The organism is Spirosoma rhododendri, assembly GCF_012849055.1.
In the GTDB taxonomy this organism is placed as follows: Bacteria; Bacteroidota; Bacteroidia; order Cytophagales; family Spirosomataceae; genus Spirosoma; species Spirosoma rhododendri.
Genome location: NZ_CP051677.1, coordinates 4,795,160 through 4,814,745 on the forward strand (window position 1 = coordinate 4,795,160; position 19,586 = coordinate 4,814,745).

The window sequence follows — 19,586 nt, forward strand, 5'->3', positions numbered from 1 at the left end:
TGGGTTTTATGAAGTATTACTACGCATCAACAGTACTGGTTATTGGTACGCTGACCCTGGCGTCGGCACAAACACCGGCCCCGGATTCCCTTACCCGCTCGCTCGATGATACCTTACAGCTCAACGAGGTGATCGTGCGGGGCTATGCCACCAACCGGCGGCTCTTGGAAACACCCGCATCAATTGGTCTGCTGGGTCGGCGCGAGCTGAATCAGCGGTTCGGCATTCCGACGCTGATCCCGGCGCTCAACACGATACCCGGTGTCCGGGCTGATGAACGGTCGCCGGGGAGTTACCGGCTGGCGATTCGGGGCAGTGCCATTCGCTCACCATTTGGGGTGCGCAACGTGAAGACGTACTGGAACGAGATTCCGCTGACCGACGCGGGTGGCAACACCCCCCTCAACGCCCTCGACGTGCGGGCGCTGGGCCGGGTCGAAATCATCAAAGGCCCATCGGGCAGCCTGTACGGGGCAGGTACGGGTGGTACGCTGCTGTTCAGAGGACTAGCGGTGCCGAGCGGCAAAACGAGCGTCGAACTATCGGGGCTGGCGGGTAGCTACGGCCTGTTTGGCAACAACGTGTCGATTCAGTCGGGTACCGACAATTCGGCGGTGTCGGTTAGTTACAACCATTTGCAGGCCGATGGCTACCGCGATCACACAGCCGCCGTACGCGATAATTTCAATTTGACAGGTTCGTTTGCGGTGTCGGCCAAACGCACGATTTCGGTGCTGGGCCTTTATTCCGACCTGCACTATGAAACACCGGGCGGGCTGAACGAAGCGCAGTACCGGGCCAATCCGCGCGCATCGCGACCAGCCACGGCCACCCTGCCCGGCAGCGCGCAGCAGCAGGCCGGTATCTACCAGAAGTTTGGCTTGCTCGGCGTATCGCAGGAGTACCGCTGGAACGACCGGATTCAGAACACAACGGTGCTGTATGGCTCGACAACTGACTTTGCGAATCCGTTTATCACCAACTACGAAAAACGCGCCGATCAGGGGCTGGGTGGCCGCACGATCACGCAGTTTCGCCTGCCCAACGGCCCCCTGCCGACGACCTTCACCGCCGGGGGTGAACTGCTCCGCACCTTCACCGTCGACCGGAACTTTGGCAACCGGCAGGGCGTACCCGACACCATCCAAACCGACGAAGAACTGACCGCCCGCCAACTGACGCTGTTCGTGCAGGCCGAGACGCAGTTACCCGCCCAGTTCCGGCTGACAGCCGGACTGAGCCGCAACGACGTTCGCTACGGGTTTACGCGCTTCCCGGTGCGATCGGCCAACGCCGTACCGGCGCAACAGCTAACCCGTACGTTCGACCCGGTCTGGTTGCCACGTGTGGCCCTGCTGCGTACGTTCGGACAGCGGCTGTCGGCCTACGCCAGCATCAGCACAGGGTATTCGGCTCCATCGAGTCAGGAAGTACGGCCGTCGGCGGGGGGCTTCAACACGACGCTGAACCCCGAACGCGGCATTAATTACGAACTGGGTCTGCGCGGCTCAACCCGCAATGGGCGGCTACGGGTCGATCTGGCCCTGTACCAGTTTCGACTGCGGGAGACCATTGTCCGGCGGTCGAACGCGGCTGGGGCGGAGTTCTTTGTGAATGCCGGACGTACCGATCAACGGGGACTGGAAGGGCAGTTTTCGTACGATTTTTTGCGGAGCAACCCCGATCCAGCCGTTCGCCAGTTTGTTACGCTGGGCCGGCTCTGGACGAGCCTGACGCTGACCGATTACCGCTTCCGCGACTATCAGCAGGGCAGCGCCGACCTCTCAAACAACCGCATTCCGGGCGTGGCTCCGGTGACAGTCGTAGCGGGTTTTGATTTTGAAACGCGGCCGGGCCTGTACGCGCACCTGACCTATCAGTACCTGAACGAGTTTCCGCTAAACGATGCCGGAACGGTCAGCTCCGACCCAACCCGGTTACTTCAGGCGACGCTGGGCTACCGGCTGACATGGGCGCAGCGCTGGACAGTCGATTTCTACGCCAGTGGCGACAACCTGCTGAATCAGATATATTCGCTGGGCTATGACCTCAACGCTGTGGGCAACCGCTACTATAACGCAGCCCCCGCCCGTAACGGACTGGCCGGGTTACGGCTTGGTCTGAAATGGTGATGAGTGGTAAGGGGCTACCAGCGGTACGGCTGTAGTTTTGCCGCTGGTTGTCTCCTCACTCCTACTGCCTGTGCTGACCGTTACGAATTTGCTGAAAGCCTACGATGGCACCCCTGTACTGACGGTCCCGAATCTGACCATTCCGCCCGGCATCCATTATTTCCGGGGTAGCAACGGGTCAGGCAAAACGACATTTCTGCGCATCGTAGCCGGGCTCCTCCCCTTTTCAGGACAGATTATACTGGAGCAGGCGTACGACATCCGCCAACAGCCCGTCGACTACCGGCTACGGGTCAACTACGCCGAAGCCGAGCCGCTCTACCCCGACTTCCTGACGGCCCGTGACCTCGCGACCTTCGTAGCCAACGCGAAGCGTGCTCCCGCCGGGCAAGTCGATCAGCTGGCCGATTTGCTGGGTGTTACCGCTTTCTGGACCCAGCCCACGCGCACGTTTTCGAGCGGTATGCTTAAAAAACTATCGCTACTGCTGGCGTGGCTGGGCCAACCAACGCTGGTACTGCTCGACGAACCACTAACCACGCTCGACGTAGAAACCGCCGGTCGGTTGTTCGACTTTACGCGCGAGCGGGTCAATCAGGGTGTTTCCGTCTGGTTAACATCGCATCAGGACATTACCCTGACGGGCCTTCCTCTAACGGCAAGCTGGCAGGTCAGTGCCGGTACCATTCAACCAATCCCGGATGATACCGCTGTTTAATCGCCTGTTTGTTCGGCCGTTTTACGAGCAGATCGCGGGGTCGCTGCTGGTCGTGATGTTGCTGGCGTTCGGCTTCATGCGCCCGATGGACCACGAAGCCCTGATCACGGCCGCTCTCGGATCGCCTTTGCTGCTGGGGCTGTTTTTTCTGCTGTGGGGGCTGTATGCGCTTAACGCCATCACGTTTGTTCTGGCGCGGCTCAACGATCCGACTTACCTGTTTCTGGCGGCTTTCCGGCTGGTGAGTCGCGCCAATCGGTGGCTTATCTGGTCGTCGGTGATGCTTAGTTTGCTGGTACCCATTCTCGGCTATGCGGGCTGGATGCTGGCCCGTGCCGTTCATTATGACCAATGGTTCGCCCTGAGTTGCATCATCGGTTTTCTGATTGGTCTGGCTGGCGTCGGGGTGGCTGCTATCGATTACCGGCTGCACCACCCGGCACCTGACCGGTTCCGTCTTCCCCGACCAGCATTCCGATTGCCTTATCTGTTGTTCTTCCCGACCTACTGGCTGCGCCACGAACCGCTGTCGCTGCTACTGACCAAAGGATGCTCGGGGCTGTTGCTCATCGGCGTTTGCCGCCTGTACCCCACCGACGATTACGACGAGCGGCTACTGCTTATCGGGCTGCTGCTGGCCGTGCTGTTTCATGCATCGGTACCTCGCCAGTTAAGTCAGTTTGAAGGGCGGTATCTGCCATTGCTCGACAACCTGCCCTATTCGGCTGGCCGACGGGCCGGGCTGTACACGCTCCTGTATGGCCTGATCTGGCTACCCGAACTGGCCCTATTGCTGCGAAATCGACCCGACGCCGTTGCTGTTGGCTATGTGGTGCTGCTCTGGCTGACGGGCTGGGGCTGGCTGTTGCTGCTGCACATGGCTACATATGGCCGCGCCGTAGATCCAAACCGCTGGCTGGCATTCCTCTTCGCCGGGTTTATCGTCGGTCTGATGGCCATCATGGCTGGCCTGCCGGTTGTGGCGTGGGGATTGGCGGGCTGGGGTATCGCCTTGCTATACAGTCAACTACGGTCATTGCCCCTCAAAGCGACGTCTTGATTAGCTTGATCGACCGGGCATCGCCACCCGTATACTGAAGCCGGAGTACGTATTGCCCGGTGGGTAGCTTATCGCCAAAGTGAATCGGCTGATCGCGCCGGACGGCCCCCAGTTGCAGGTACTCGCGTCCGTTGAGGTCAAACACCCGGATCTGCTGCAAATCGCCATCGGCAACAAACGTAAAGCTCCCCGCTGACGGGTTGGGGTAAACGGCGTTCTGAACCGCCGGCAGCCCCGGTTCCGTTGCCGTGATAATGCCGGTCGTATCCAGCGAACCCTGCGCAACAACTTTCAAACTGATGCGGGCCATATCGTTTTCGTTGTCGTCTGTGCCCGAATCCGATGAACTGTTAGGGTCGGCATAAGCGGTTTCCGTAACCTGTGCGCTAAGCTGGTACGAGCCCGTCCGGACGGCCCGGACCCGGAACGTGAAGGTAGTGTCGCGGGTTAGCTTCTGCACCGTGCCCATCACCGTACTGTCGCGCCAGACCAGCCCCTGCGTATCGGCCAGCGTCAGCCCCGACGGTAGCCGACACGCCCATTGCACGCGGTTCGGCACCTGGCTATTGGCCCCCGCCCCACTGCGCAGCGTAACCGATACAGCCGCGTTATCGTTGAGCTGCACCGTCGACCGCGCCAGCTGCATCGACAGGCTCACGTCGACGAACGGCAGGGTGTCGCGAAGTAGTACGATGGACTGAAACGGGGCCAGCGTAACCTGTTGGCTATATCCCCGGCTTTGCAAATCACGGGCATTGGCCGGTAGCGTAAAGGTGCTGTCGCGCTGGCTGGGATTGCTCAGCAACTGCATATACCCACCGGGGTCAACAGCCTGTACGACCGCTTCCTGAATGTACACGTTATCGAACCAGATAGGTTGCCCGTTCTCCTGAATCTGAAACGCCAGCAGGGCGTCAGACTCCGAATCGGTGACGGTAAACGGAATTTCGTAGTGCTGCCGCCCGGTCGTTACCAGCTTGGCCGAACGGGCGGTGAGGTCGTTGTAGGGCGCGTTGTGCCGACGAATGTAAACCGAAATCGGCTGGCTCACCCCCTGCGTTACCGCGTCGAAGCGCAGCAGGTACGATTTGCCTTTCACCACCGCCTGTATGGGCTTGTAGAGCAGCAGGTACGAGTCACGGGCGGGTGATGGGGCCGAAAACGCCACCTTCATACTTCCCCCGTCCAGTTGCCCGTCGTTGTCCCAGTTTACGCGGCTGTTATTGCGCAGGCTCCACGACTCCCAGCCACCGATCTGCTGTCCGAATGAATCAGCAATCCGGCTGGCCGTGTTGACATTCTGCACCTGATAACCAGTAAAATCAACCGGGCTGGTGTGGGAGAATAAGTCGTGCTGGAAACGATCCTGCCACTGCGCCAGTGCCAGATTAGCCACGATATTCCCATTGTATACGGTGCCGATGGTCAGCACATCGTCAAACGGTCGACCGTAGTAATTGTGGTCGATTGCGCCGTAGTTGGCCAAATCGTCGTGGTTCGAGTAAAATCCCACAACGGACTGCGTGCTGCCGCGAGCCACGAATTTGTTATGCTGAATAACGTTGTCGTGGGGTGGGCAGATACCGCTATAGGTGTACAGCGTGAGCTGGCCGAGCTGGTTGTTGAAACTGGTATTTCGCAGAATCGACACATTGTTGACACCGTGTAACGCTATACCAGTACCGTTACAGGCCGACACCGTGTTGTCCAGAATGTTGACGTTCGACACGCAATCGTCCATGAAAATGCCGTGTGCACCACTAAAAACAGTGTCCGACGTTCCCGACGTTGTGCCAATGCCCCCACGGATAATGTTACTCTGAATTGTGACATTGGCCATGGGTAGCCGGTTGCCGTTCCACATATAAATACCCCCGCCGTCGCTTTTGATCGCGCAGAAATTGCTGATGCTGTTGCGCCGAACGGTGGTGTTGTTGCCGACTAACAGGCCGTTGTACCCCACGCTGTCAATGACGTTGTTCTCGATCAGCAGATCCTGCGCCGATGACTGGATTGCACAAAACTGCCCATCGCCACTTTTACCCATTCCGTGGTGCAGCCCAACGTTTCGTATGCTGTTATTCCGAAAGAGTACCTGTTTATAAGCGCCAACGTTGACGCCGTTGTTGTTGACATCGGCTAGCTGCACCTGACTGATCTGTATGTTCTGCCCCGTTCCGGTCAGCGTAATACCATCCTCCCCCGACCCCGTAAAGGTTGCGTTGCTGACGCTGAGACTCGACACATTGCTGGTGTACAAGTGATGGCTCCGCGTTTGGGCGACCTGTATGTTCTGAATACTGATATTCGACGCATTGGCAATATTGATCCCGTCGTCGAAAGCAGTAGCCCTGATCGACTGGGTAGCGGGGTTGTACCGGCTTTCGTAGAGCAGGACCATCTGCTTCACCGGGTCGTAGTACCACTCGCCGTTCTGATCGAGGGTAGCCGGGTGATTCTGAATGAAGTAGCCCCAGCCGTCGGTTAATTCATAGGTCGATTTGTTGCTTAAAAAAAGCGTATTGCCCCCCTGACCCGTGATCGACGCCCGGTCGATAATCCAGTGGGTCGGCCGGACCACAACCTCACCACCGACCCAGTTGGTCGACAGCGCCTGCCGGCTGTTCAGCTGACTGGTACCAACGTGGCTCTGGATTGTCAGGAAACCGGCATCCGCTTCCGTGGGGTTGGGAAAGCGGCCAAGTGGCAGCTGTTTGTCGTCGCGGAAGAGAGCCGTCACCCGGCTGCCGCAGCTGGGGCAGGGGGCCTGCCACCGGTTGGTGCCCGCCTGGGTCCAGCCCGTCAGGGGTAGCGCTCCGCTGATGCGCGGGGGCTGTCCGGTGCCGTAGGCGTCGACGCGGATGGGCTGCGTGGAAGAACCGCCCTGCCGGATGGTGAGCGTACCGGTAAAGGTGTCGCCCCGCCGGAAGAGGATGGCGTCCCCGGCTTTTAGCGCGAGGCTATTGATTTTATTCAGCGTCTGAAACGGTGTCAGCAGGGATTTACCGTCGTTGGTATCCTGCCCATTCGTTGCTACGTAATACGTCGTCTGCGCCCACAGCGGGCTAGCTACCAGCGTCAGGGCCAGTAGTGTCCAGTAAAAAAAAGCAGCAACGCACAGCTTGCTCATAACTCGATTCAGAAAAAAAAGAACCAGCGGTTAACTGACTCAGAACGAAGGAACACGGCTCCCCTAGCGGGTGTACAGGGCCCCTTTGGCAATGGTTGATTCGTATTCGTAGTTGATGGTTTCCAGAAATTTTCCCGTTACCCAGCTAATGTCCGCATCCCGGATAAAGACGAACCGTTTGGCCGCCCCGGCATCGCCGTATGCCCTCATGATCGACTCCAGCCATAGCACGCCGGTAATCAGTTGTTTTTCATTCGTGCGGGCGAGCAATCCGCTGATATCGGCTTCCGCCCGGTTTCGCGCGACCGGGTCGGCCACGTTATCCAGGCTGGGGCGGGTCAGGGTACGGTAATCCGTCATCACCAGCTTTTTGAACCGCTCAACATCATCCGCCAGGATCGGAATAGCCGCCGTATTGGCCCGGTCGGGGTGCAGATACGTGACAATCGCCAGTGCTACATCGCCCCCGATACCGACCGTCGACCGCTGCGTCAGCCCCGACCGCAGCCGTCTGACCTGCGGGGTCAGGGCGGTATCAGCTACCGCTTTAACCAGCCGCGGAGCTTCCCGCCGGAACGCATCGATCGACAGCGACCGCCGACCTTCGATCTGCTTCATGAGCGTACCGACGCCCACCGGCACGTACAGACCCGAAAACGATTTGTCGACGTCGATATACCCACCCACCGTGCTGTTCTCACCGATATTCAGGGCCGATGTACTCGGCCACACTTTGCGCGGTATGGCCCCGATCGTGAAGAGTTCGGCCTCCCGGCGCGGGTTCACCGTCGTGTCGATGCGAATCTGTCCGTTAGGCAGTGCCTGCGCCAGTTGCGTGTATAGGTTGCGGGCACTTTCGGGCGTTCGGTTCAGCCCTTCGCGCACTTCACTGCCCAGCACGATAAAAATCCGCTCGTTCGGGATGTTGTAGTGCTGAATGGAGTCGAGGCAGGTACGGAGCGCATCCTGCCCTACCCGATACGTACCCGATGCGTCGGCAAACAGATTATTGTTGGCAATGTCGAACGTCGACTGGATGTCTTTGTCGTAGAATTCGCTTTCGTACTTCGTCTTGAAGATGGCTACTTTAATATCCGACGCATTGATCTGAATACCAGCGTACACGTTCTTCCCGGCAATGTCGCGAATCACCTCATTGACGGCCCAGCCGCTGGCGACGTATTTGAGCTGCGCGTATTGTGACCGGGCCTTTTCCAGGTAAGGCAGCGCCTGTTTCTGTTCGTTCAGATCGCCGTATGCCAACCCTAGTAGTTCGTTGGTCACAGCCTCCCAATACGCGCTTTTCCGCTGCGTGATGGGCAGGGCGCGCTTCAGCAAATCGATGGATGCCTGTGCTTTGTGTACAGCGCGTAATGTATTGGCCAGCTTGATATAATGCACGGCCTGTGTCATGTCGCGGGCGTCCTGCGCCCGGACATGCTGCACCAGTAGCAGCAGCAATACGAGTGAAATTGATTTCATGTGTTGAGTTAGTTAACAGTAAAACCCTTGTTCGGTAGGTTAAGTTGAAATGGCTTCCCCCGGCCGATCTACTACGCACATACCAAAGAACCAACATACTATTATTCAGGCGGTTATCAAGAATGATCCGTCATATACTGTATTACTTATTTATTAAGCGTATCGACTTATTGAGCGAACGTACACGTGTAAACGTCGGCCTTACAACGCGACCGGTCGGAATAATTAACTTAACTAACGGCAGTCAGCGAAAAAACGATTGGTGTGCGGAGCGAAACACCCACATTGCTCTTTAAATGAGTCTACCTAACGGATATTGCCACCCGGATTAAGGCCGCTGGGCACACGTGCGGGGATGTACTTGTCGAAAGCAGGATCGGTCAGGGCGTTCAGGAACGCAATTAGATTATCCTGGTCAGCGGGGAGCAGCGCAATTCGCTGGATGTTTGCGTCCAATTGCTTCGCCGGCACATGTGGATTTTGCGAAATAGGCTCCCCGATGTCGTCATAAAACTTCAGTACCTGCTTCAGCGTCTGAAAAACCCCATTGTGCATGTACGGAAACGTCAGCCCAACATTTCGCAGCGAGGGCGTTCGGAACGCATAGCTCCCCACCGCGCCTGCGTCAGAACTGGTCAGTTGCGTATTGTCGGGCACCGACATGATGTGCAGTTTATAGTCGGAAAACATCGGTCCCGAATGGCAGATGTTACAGCCTTCGTCCTTGAAGATCAGCATCCCCTGAATTTGCTGAGCAGTCAGCGCCGTTTTATCCCCCTTCTGATAGCGGTCATAGGGCGAATTTATAGCAACCAGGGTGCGCTCGAACGCCGAAATAGCTTTCCCGATGTTAGCCGCCGTGATGGCCTGATTACTGCCAAAGGCGGTCTGAAACAGTTGTCGGTACTCAGGGATTTTTGTCAACCGGGCCACCAGACTGTCCAGCGTAACAGCCTCTGTGTAGGCATGGCCACGCATTTCCTCAAACGTAGTCAGCGGGTCAATCCACTGATTTTCGAGGCTTTTTAGGCGGGAATCCCAGAACATGGGCGCGGTCGACGGCTCATAACTTCCACTCACATCCATGCCATTGAACGCTGCATTGAGTATGGTCTGCGTATTTCGTCTGGTTAACGGCACGTCGTTGGGCTTCAGAAAGCGACGGTTTTGCCCGTAACCGACAGCATTGGTACCCAAAGGCAGGTCTAGGCCATCGGTATACGCATTATTGGGATGGTGGCAGGTAGCACAGGCAATGTCTTTACTGCCCGACAGGATTGGGTCCCAAAACAGAGCCTGACCCAGCAGCGCCGTATCATTGGTAATTGAGTTGGCAACCGTAAGGGCCTGGACGGGTGTGCTTACTGTGGGCGTTATGGTCGTAGTGGGGTCCTCTTTTGTACAGGCCTGGATAACGACGACCGAAAAAATAAGTACCGTAAACAAGGCCAGTAGCTTTTTACGCATCACAGGGGCTGATTGAGTACAAACAACTAGTCATTTCTCAAATTAATTCCTCGTCAGATTGTCTGAGCACACTACTCAATCTATTGTTGGCCAGTGCCTTTACTTCAGTGGAGACCTATGAGAATGAGAAATACACCCCCTGACTAAGGCTATGATCCGGCCATGGGGTCTGGCAAACCATTTCCTCACTTAAACGTGAAGAGTATGGCTTCAATACAAACGACCATGTTAGATCAAACGAAATCGATTTAAAACAAACGGCCCAGTTCGACGAACCGCACAAACGCCGTAAACTGATTTTAACGATCCGCCCTGACTACTCGAAGTTTCTGATTGAGTGTATCCATGCCACGTCATTTTCGGTGTACTCGGGATTGGGGTGGATCTGCTGACGAAGCTGGTCCTGGTCAAGGAAACACAATTGGGTACGTTGATTACCGCTGACATGTACGTATTGGGCTTCGTCCCGGAGCCAAAAGAGATATCACATTACCCTTTTAAACCCGACTAAAATGAAAAAAATGCTGACTCTTATTCGCGCACTCGTCCTGAGCTTACTCCTGACAGCGCAAGCCCCCGTTTGGGCACAAACCGACCACGGCTATGATGGCGAGCAATCCGTCAAAACGTCCTAGCGAGACAATGAAGACCACGAGACGATGCTGGGCTGGGTTGGCTTGTTCGGTCTGCTGGGCGCAGTGGGCGTGGTAGGGCCAGATCGGTTGTCAAATCGACGGTCAGGCAGCGGTAGACCAGCCGGTCGAATGAATGTACTGATGGTTGTCGGTCTGGCAATGACCCTGAGTACCACGCTGTGGATAATGACTCCCACCTTCGCCCAGACCAATTCCCAAGATAACGGGTACCATGCCGCTGATGACAACGATTCAGAGAGCGACAGATCGAATCTGCCGAATATCGGCGTGGTTGGTTTGCTGGGCCTCATCGGGCTATTAGGATTGCGCCGGGGCCGCCAGAAATGGGAAAACGAGCCTCAATGAACCGGTTCAACCGACTCTTTCTCTTGTAAATAATCACTAACACAAACAGACTGTCGGATGATCAAACAAGACTAGCAAATAGCAGGTACTCATCCCGCAAGCGTTCTACTTTCAATTTAAAGCAGACACCCACTTGTGAACGTCATCGGTAGCGAAGGCCGCTTCGACGTCAATTACCGCACTCACGAATCAATTTTCCTTTCCAGCCCTGACAGATGATTCTTTGGGCCTGTTTATAACACGAATCACCCCAGCCTATCTTCGTTTACTCACGGAGACAGACTGGGGTGATTCATGTTTGTGTTCACTGCTGCTTATAAACCCGGCATGGTTTACAGCGGTACGTCCTGATTACTGCGACCGTTTAGTTCGCGCTCCAGATCACTCTCCTCAGTGGCCGGTTTAACCGGACGGGGCAATTCAGCCTGCCGTTTTACGGTCCGCTCTACTTTGGCTTCGGCCGCGCGCTCCGACCGACCCGGTGCTGATGTGCCAGCAGTGGCGGCTTCTTTCGACTCGCTGGCGGCTACCGACTGGCTGCGACGCGTTACCGGTCGGGGTGCCTGCGCCGTAGCTGGGTCTTCGCTTTGCTGGCGAACCGGCGCAGGCACCGATTTTGCCGGCGTTGTCCGTGTTTCGCGTGCCACATCGACAACCGGCGCGGCTGCAACGGGCGCTTCCACCACTGGCGCTACGAGCTCCGCCTGTTGACCAACGACCGGCTCTTCCCGGCAGAGCGACGGAGCCAGCTGACAGCGGTAAGTAATACCCGTATACAACAGACCGATCGCAACGGCCAATCCGGCTACGGTAGCCCCGAGCCGACCAAATGCGGTTTTGGATCGGGCTGGGCCAACCGTGCGGGTCAACGCTTTATTCGTGCGGGTATCGTCCGTCGCCAGGCGGGTGCATCGACCGGTTAGCGTCACGGTCTGGGTGCTCGTTGGTGATTGAAGCAGTAGTTCGCCCTCGTGTACGCCCGATCGTGCTGGCTGATATCGTATATGTATGTACGTTCCCGCCGGTTCCGGCACCAACGTCACTGCCGATCCGAAGATTGGACGCTTGTCGGTGGCAAGCTGAAACACATCAGGCAGGCTGGTAGACGCCGTTATCTGTGTGTCTGACTCGTTGGTTGCGACACGCAGCACTAGGAAAACGGGCTTTCCGGGTACGGTCCTGGCAAACGTCAATGCCTGCTCACTTATCGTCAATTCAGAAGTTTTCATACGTATATCGTTACACCACCCCTTTTCAGCGATAGAATCTGGCCCTCGTTTTTTTTAGTAACGTGGTATAGTGGTAACAGCTTTTTTGCGAATTCCTTACGAAGATACAAGCATTTCTATCGGCACCGGTACGCTTACACGAATGCTTATCTTATGGGTAAGCACACCTTAAATTACTCAATACCAATAAATTGAGTAATTATCCAATTTTGATGACACTGCCCCTACAGTTTGTTAATTCATTTTGCCACGAAATATGAATTAACTGTACAAATGGGTATTTATCGAATAAGTAGTATCGACCGTTAGAAAAGTACTGTATCATTGTTTACATAAGTTCATATCTGGAAACAAGCGATAAACTACAGCTAACAAACAAGAATAACGCCCCTTACTCCGGTTTACTTACACTACAGACACGGTAGATAATAATACGGTCGCGTATTGTGTATTTCATTTTATTCCGCTAAATATTTGTACAACATTGACGACGTAACTCATATCGCCCAACGGTATGATGCCGTCAACTAGCCGTAGCTGTTTTAAAGATTTTCCCACTCTGTTGCAATCGACGTTTATCGTTTATACGGTAGCGACGCCTGCGTGGTACATAATACCCATATCTTCAAAAACAACGAAGCGCTATGATTACAGTTCAACTACCTGCGCACAGGCAGCCCACACCTGTTGACATGATTGTCTGGCTTGAAGGCGAAGCCAATTACACACGTGTCCATTACCGGGACGGTAGCTTTACGCTCGTTACGCATCCCCTCCAGTGGTTCGATCAGAAACTCGATTTTATCCGGGTCCATCGGTCAGCTATTGTCAATCCAATGTACGTGCGCGAATTCAAGCAGCGCAAAAGCCGGGCCGGCTGGGTGCAGCTCCACAACGGCAAAATTCTGCCCGTATCGCGCAGCCGCCTGACCTACACCGACACGCAGCTCAAAGCTGTTCAGTAAACCGCTGACTGGACCTATCCAGTCAATTATTCTTCTGCCAGACCGCAGCCCCGGCGACCCATAGCTCGTCTCCGGTGCTGTGTTAGTCAGGTAGTGTGCTTACCCGCTTTTCCATTATGCCTGCTCCAATTGTTCTGTTCGGCTACAAACGTCCGGACGAGTTGAAAGCCACAGTAAAAGCACTCAAGGCCAATTATCTGGCTCCGGAAAGTGACCTGTTTATTTTTGTTGACGCCCCCAAACGCCCAACCGACGAGCCCGGTGTTGCCGCTGTTCACGAGGTAATGGACGGTATAACGGGTTTCAAGTCGATTTACCGGGACTACGCGAAGCAGAATATTGGCTGTGCCGATTCCATTATCCGGGGCATCTCCTACGTGCTCGACCGGTACCCAACGGCTATCATCGTGGAGGACGACCTGATTACGTCGCCCAACTTCCTCGACTATATGAATCAGGCGCTGGTTCAGTACGAGCCGCACAAACGGGTGTACTCGATCGCGGGCTACACGTTTCCGTTTAAGCAGCCCGCCGACCACACGACGGACACTTACCTGATTCCGCGGCACAGCCCCTGGGGCTGGGCCACCTGGCGCGACCGCTGGCAGTCGATCGACTGGGACATGGCCGACTATCCGGCCTTTGCCCACGACCGGCAGCAGCAAAAAGCGTTTATGCAGGGCGGCTCCGATCTGGTCAAGATGCTACAGGATCAGATGGAAGGCCGCTCCGACGCCTGGGATATCCGCTTCTGCTTCAACCGGTTCATGGCCGACGGGCTGAGCGTGTACCCGACCGTTTCGAAGGTGCAGAACATCGGCTTCGGCGATCAGGCCACCCACACCAACATCTACAACCGGTACAAAACTCAACTCGATGATGGCACCCGGCGGACATTCACGCTGACCGACAACATCGAACCAACGCCGTACTATCATCGGCAGACGCTGAACAAATACAGCATACCTACGCGCATTTTCAACAAGCTGAAAACCTACGCGGGTATGCGCTAGTATTCTCCCAACAACACTGATCCAGGGCCCGGCCCGTTCAGAACGACTGCTCTTCGTAGTCGCTCCGAGCGGGCCGGGCCGTTTTGTTTCGTAGCGCTGTGCGATTGACACTGTCGATCACAAGCCGATTAATTTATCTATTTTATTTATTTATTATGGATTTGGTATACTTAATGCAATCGCAAATTTACCCGACTTCACTAATCCTGCATTAGCGTGGTCGATGCAGCTAACCCATCCCAAGAACGCACCGTGACCATACTTACTGATTTTGCTCGATACGATGGGATTGTCAAACGCCCGGATTCACCGTTTCCCCACGCTCCTAAACACCCGTTTCTATTCGGCTAGTCGGCCCGTTGGCTGGCTGACGCTGGTATGTAGCCTGCTGTTCGCTTCCGCCGACACCTTTGCGCAGACCACGTACTACATAGCCAGCACCGGGAGCGATACCAACACCGGCCAGTCGTCGGATGTCCCGTTTCAAACGCTGAATAAAATCAACAGCCTCACCCTCAAAGCCGGTGACGCCATCCTCTTCCGGCGGGGCGACACCTTCACCGGTACGCTCACCATCCGCCAGGCCGGTTCGCCCACGCAACCCATCCGCGTCGACGCCTACGGCACCGGCCAGCCCCCGCGCATCACCGGGGCACTGCCCCTGACGGATTGGACCCAGGTGGGCACCAACCGGTGGCAGGCCCCCTGCCCCAGCTGCGGCAGCCGGGTGACGGCCCTCTTCCGCGACGACGGACAGCTACCGCTCGGTCGATTCCCTAACCCGAACGACAGCAACAAAGGCTACCTGACCATTCAGTCGCACAGTGGCAAAACCCAGCTGACCAGCCAGCAACCGCTGACGACCAACTGGACGGGAGCCGAAGCCGTGGTCAGGCCCGTACAGTGGATTCTGGATCGGGCAATAATCACCGGCCAGAACGGCAACACGCTGTCACTCACAAACAACACGAACTACAATCTGGCCGACGGCTGGGGTTATTTCATTCAGAATCACCCGGCTACCCTCGATCAGAACGGCGAGTGGTACTACGACCCAAACGCCAAAACCATTCAGCTGTACGCGACGGAGAAGCCGGCTTCGGGTGCCGTTACGGCGACGGCTTTCGACGAAGCCCTGCTCATCACAGCTAACTACGTGACGGTGCAGAATATCCACCTGATACAGGCCCGCAAAACCAACCTGCGCGCCACCAACGCAACGGGGCTAACCCTGACGGGCCTCCGGGTCAGCAACGGCGGGGAGGATGGCGTGTACGTTGAAGGCAGCGGCAGCAACGTGCTAATCCAGGACGTTCAGCTCGACAACGTCAATAACAACGGCATAACCACAGGCCCTTACCAGAACGTTACGATTCGGCGCAGCACGGTGCGGGCCGTTGGCGTACAGGCCGGTCGCGGGCGCAGTGGCGACGGACAGTCGGTCGGGATTCTGTCGTCCGGATCGGGGGGGTTACTGCTGGAAGACAACGTGCTCGACAGCCTCGGCTTCAACGGTATCTGCTTCGTCAACAATGCCCTGATTCAGCGCAACATCATTTCCAATTTCTGCCTGACCAAGAGCGACGGGGGTGGTATCTACGTTTGGAATGGCAACAAACTGGCCATGAGCAACAACCGCATCCTGTCGAATATCGTGTATGGCGGCACGGGCGCAGCCGCCGGTACGCCCGGCGGTGCTTATTCGGGGGCCAATGGCATCTACCTCGACGACTGCACTTACAACATCGACGTAAAAGCCAATACCGTATTCGGGTGCGCCGGGCTGGGCATCTTTCTGCACGCCACCAACAACACGACCGTAAGCGGTAACACCAGCATCGACAATGGAGAAGGGCAGTTTAAGATTTCGCACAACAACGGCGGGTGCCCGGCGCGCAGCAATACCGTGCAAAGCAACCTGTTCGTCAGCAAGACCGCTACGCAGCTGGTAGCCGCCTACGAGTCGCTGTCTGACGATCTGGCCAGTTATGGTACGTTCAACAAAAACACCTACGCCCGCCCGTTCGATGATCTGGTCAAGATTCGGGCGGTGAAAGGAGTCAATGGCTCTATCATCGGTAACGACCTGACGCTGGGCGAGTGGCAAACGCAATCGGGGCAGGACCTTGCCTCGACGAACAGCCCCATTACGTACCGCAATTACACGGTGACGCGGTTGGGAGCGACGCGCCTGAACCAAACGTTCGACACCAACAACGGCGACTGGTCGAGCTGGGGGCCCAACAACAATACGCAGGTCGTGCAGGACCGGTCGGGTAAGCTCGACGGCAACTGCCTGCGCGTTGGGTTTACGGGTTCGTCGGGGCAGCGCGACTCGTTTCTTTATGCGTTTGTCAACGTGGGCACCGTCACGAAAGGCAAACAGTACCTGCTTCGATTCGACGCGATCGGGTCGGGAGCCGGGCAGAAGATACCGTTTTTTCTTCGGCAGCGCGACGGCGGCTACCGCGACCTGAGCAGCCGTAAAATGGTCTGGATCGGTGCCGATCGGCAGCATTATGAGATGGCATTCACCGCCACCGACAACGAGCCTACTGCTCTGCTGGTAACCCAGCTGGCGGAAAACGGCCAGACCGTCTGGTTCGACAACGTCAGTATCAACGAAGTCGACCTGTCGGTTGCCAGCCCGTCCGATTCGATCTATCTGGCGTATAACCCGACCACCCGCGACAGCCTGATTCAGCTGAACAACCTGTACAGAAACGGTGGACGCTCCAGCGCCACCACGCTGCAAACCAACAGCCCTTCCGTACAATCGACCAGCCAAACAGTACAGGTCAGTCCATTTTCGTCGGTTGTACTGATGCGCAGCAGCACTCCCATGACCGGGCAGGGCCCCGTTGACCTGTCGCTGCGCATGTGCACCAGAACCCGGATGGTTCGTTTGGGTAGTCAGCAAACGATACAGATCACGCTGCGTAATGAAGACCGTACCCCGCTGACGGGGCGGGTGCAATGGAGTTGTCGGCTACCGGCAAACCTCACGCTTGTAGCCGCACCAGGCATGACGTATCAGGACGGTTTACTGACGGGCTCCGCCTACTACCTGGATGCGGGCAGCGACACGACGTTTACAATCACCGTAAGTCCGAAGCAGCCGGGTTGCTACCGGGTGGCAGCCCAGATTAGTTATTCGCCCCTTCCCGATCCCGACAGTTCGCCGAACTCGGGCACGGCCGATGGCGAAGACGATACCGCCGTGATTGATTCACGCACGGATGAGGAAATCAGCACGCTGTTTGAATCGCCCAACCCCAGTCAGCTTCCGCTCCCCGCCGTCGTATCCAACCAGCCCGCGCCAAACAGTTCTTACACGGACCTGTCAGTAGCGACCAGCATCGACAAAACGGCGGCAGCACTAGGCGACATCGTTAGTCTAAGCCTGACCGTCGCCAATACGGGCGGGAGTGCTTCGGGGCCGGTTCAGCTACGCTACCAGCTTCCGGCGGGCCTGCAACTCGTTGATGGCCAGAACTGGACCAACGCCGGCGCAACCCTGACGACCAGTCTCAGTAACCTACCCACGGGCAGTCAGCAAACAGTCTGGTTCCGCGCCAGGGTCATTCAGACGGGTACGTGGATTACAAATGCCGAAGTATTCAGCTGTCAGACGCCGGATATTGACTCTACCCCCGCTAATGGTTACACCAACGGGGAAGACGATCAGACCCAGCTTTCACTGCGCGTATTCTAATTATCGGTCCTAAATGCATTTGGGCACAGCATACGTATGCTGTGCCCAAATGCATTTAGGACCGATAAATTAAGCAAGTTATGCCAGATTCAAATCCGAGAATAATTCTATTTTTAACTGCTCAGTTTATAAAACACCAATTGGTTGTTTACTGATCGGTCTTGGGATTTAATTGACGCAGATTTGTCAAAATACCAGCCGGATAAATCACTGCTGTTTTAATGATATAACAATTTCATTGTTTGATATAAATTCATATAACCACTCACTCAGAAAGGACGGTTTCATCAATAAATGTCTTATCGGGTATTAGCCACAAAAGTCATATTATAAGTTCAAAAAAGTATATTATATAGTTTACCAATAGTCTATACACCTAAACTAGTAGGATCAATAATTTCAGAATTATTCAGATCAGATAAATTTTATGTTTAATTAATCTACTAAACCAATAGATCACATTAGCCCCAAATCAGACCACCCAACCCGGCTTATACGTGATATTTGATGTAGGGAATGTCCGATAAAATGGATTGTTTCTTTCGCTCGCCGTACTTATAGAATGCCTTCGTCTGACTCACTAATTGAGTCGGATTTATTAATCAGAAGCAAGGTCTGTACCAGTTTATCGCTACGTAGAAAAAGTCAATCTGATTCTCAAAAGAAAGTCAGCTAACAACCTGATTCTACCGGCTTCGTCAATTATTTATTCTGAGTAAACGGTCATTGCAATTCCGATACTGACGGATAGGCTTTATGCAGCTCTCCGCAGGCATCAATTGCTTGTTTTCCGCCTTAGTCTCCACCATCACCCCTACAACTTAAGCTTGATTAGTTGATGATTAGTACGTGTAAAAATAGCAGCAGACGACTTGGTAACTATGTGGTGGCCCTGCTGGGTTGCCTGGTTCTGATCAGTAGCTGTACCCCCGTAAGAAAGCTGGCTTACTTCCAATCGGCCAGCCCCCTTGATGACACGCTCACCGTAGCATCGACCTATGTTCCTACTATCCGAAAAGGAGATATGCTGTCGGTTCAGGTAAGCAGCCTGAACGCTGAGGCTTCAAACTACTTCAACCCGGCAGCGGTGGCCGACAATAACGCACCCATTAACGCAGCAACGAACCCACTTGCCCGACAAACAGGCTATCTGGTAGCCCCCGACGGCAGCATTAGACTACCGCTGATCGGTCAGCTAACGGTGGCCGGGCTCACCAATGCAGCTGCTAGTGACCTGATTGCCAGCAAGCTGAAAATTTACCTAAAAGAACCAACGGTTATCGTGCGGAATACCAACTTCCGCATCTCGGTGCTGGGCGAAGTGGCCCGACCCTCGCTGTTCACCATCCCCAACGAACAGATTACGCTGCCCGAAGCGCTGGGCCTTGCGGGTGACCTGACGATCTACGGCCGACGCGACAATGTGCTGGTGATTCGCGAGGAAGGCGACAAACGCGTATTCGCCCGCCTGGATATGACCCGGCGCGAAACGTTCAAATCACCGTACTACTCGCTGCGCCCCAACGATATCGTGTACATCGAACCGGGTAAGGCCCGCGCCACCAGTGTCGACCGAGTTTATCTGGTCGCTCCGCTCGTAACCGGCATCCTGTCTATCATCGCCATTATCGCCACCCGGCCCTAGCCGACCAATCAGACATCATTTACTCAATA

Annotated in this window: 12 protein-coding genes; 8 read left to right on the plus strand and 4 right to left on the minus strand. The window is 55.6% G+C overall.

Annotated elements, in window-relative coordinates; translation table 11 throughout:
• Window positions 1-8 precede the first annotated feature (8 nt).
• From HH216_RS19940 to HH216_RS19950, 3 genes are all read left to right on the plus strand, one after another.
• Window positions 9-2,132, plus strand: coding sequence for a TonB-dependent receptor (locus tag HH216_RS19940; RefSeq protein ID WP_169552401.1), 2,124 nt, complete (start codon window positions 9-11; stop codon window positions 2,130-2,132).
• 70 nt (window positions 2,133-2,202) lie between these two features.
• Window positions 2,203-2,850 carry an ABC transporter ATP-binding protein gene (locus HH216_RS19945; protein ID WP_169552402.1) on the plus strand — a complete coding sequence of 216 codons (648 nt, stop codon included), beginning with the start codon at window positions 2,203-2,205 and terminating at the stop codon, window positions 2,848-2,850.
• Window positions 2,834-3,910 (plus strand): hypothetical protein, encoded by a 1,077-nt coding sequence (locus HH216_RS19950; protein ID WP_169552403.1) that lies wholly within the window; start codon window positions 2,834-2,836, stop codon window positions 3,908-3,910. The genes HH216_RS19945 and HH216_RS19950 overlap by 17 nt, the downstream gene beginning before the upstream one ends.
• Here HH216_RS19950 and HH216_RS19955 read toward each other — a convergent pair.
• The 3 genes from HH216_RS19955 to HH216_RS19965 all read right to left on the minus strand — a co-directional run bounded on the left by HH216_RS19955 (window position 3,894) and on the right by HH216_RS19965 (window position 9,989).
• Window positions 3,894-7,040 (minus strand): right-handed parallel beta-helix repeat-containing protein, encoded by a 3,147-nt coding sequence (locus tag HH216_RS19955; RefSeq protein WP_169552404.1) that lies wholly within the window; start codon window positions 7,038-7,040, stop codon window positions 3,894-3,896. The two genes, HH216_RS19950 and HH216_RS19955, sit on opposite strands and share 17 nt — an antisense overlap.
• Window positions 7,041-7,103: 63 nt before the next feature.
• Window positions 7,104-8,522 (minus strand): tetratricopeptide repeat protein, encoded by a 1,419-nt coding sequence (locus HH216_RS19960; protein WP_169552405.1) that lies wholly within the window; start codon window positions 8,520-8,522, stop codon window positions 7,104-7,106.
• 306 nt (window positions 8,523-8,828) lie between these two features.
• Complete coding sequence (locus tag HH216_RS19965; RefSeq protein WP_169552406.1) at window positions 8,829-9,989, minus strand: cytochrome-c peroxidase; 1,161 nt, start codon at window positions 9,987-9,989, stop codon at window positions 8,829-8,831.
• A 764-nt stretch (window positions 9,990-10,753) separates the two neighbouring features.
• On the opposite strand from HH216_RS19965, the gene HH216_RS19970 reads away from it, so the two are divergent.
• A complete protein-coding gene (locus tag HH216_RS19970) occupies window positions 10,754-10,990 on the plus strand; it encodes a WGxxGxxG family protein (RefSeq protein ID WP_169552407.1) in 237 nt (78 codons plus the stop codon).
• Window positions 10,991-11,322: 332 nt separating this feature from the next.
• Here HH216_RS19970 and HH216_RS19975 read toward each other — a convergent pair whose 3' ends face one another.
• Entirely contained in the window at window positions 11,323-12,219 is an 897-nt protein-coding gene (locus tag HH216_RS19975; RefSeq protein WP_169552408.1) for a hypothetical protein, read from the minus strand.
• A gap of 692 nt (window positions 12,220-12,911) precedes the next feature.
• Between HH216_RS19975 and HH216_RS19980 the strand changes: the two genes are divergently transcribed.
• The 4 genes from HH216_RS19980 to HH216_RS19995 all read left to right on the plus strand — a co-directional run bounded on the left by HH216_RS19980 (window position 12,912) and on the right by HH216_RS19995 (window position 19,557).
• Complete coding sequence (locus tag HH216_RS19980; RefSeq protein WP_169552409.1) at window positions 12,912-13,184, plus strand: LytR/AlgR family response regulator transcription factor; 273 nt, start codon at window positions 12,912-12,914, stop codon at window positions 13,182-13,184.
• Between the two features lie 116 nt (window positions 13,185-13,300).
• Entirely contained in the window at window positions 13,301-14,197 is an 897-nt protein-coding gene (locus HH216_RS19985; protein ID WP_169552410.1) for a glycosyltransferase family protein, read from the plus strand.
• Window positions 14,198-14,480: 283 nt separating this feature from the next.
• Window positions 14,481-17,912 carry a right-handed parallel beta-helix repeat-containing protein gene (locus HH216_RS19990; RefSeq protein ID WP_169552411.1) on the plus strand — a complete coding sequence of 1,144 codons (3,432 nt, stop codon included), beginning with the start codon at window positions 14,481-14,483 and terminating at the stop codon, window positions 17,910-17,912.
• A gap of 838 nt (window positions 17,913-18,750) precedes the next feature.
• Entirely contained in the window at window positions 18,751-19,557 is an 807-nt protein-coding gene (locus tag HH216_RS19995) for a polysaccharide biosynthesis/export family protein (RefSeq protein ID WP_169552412.1), read from the plus strand.
• Window positions 19,558-19,586 lie beyond the last annotated feature (29 nt).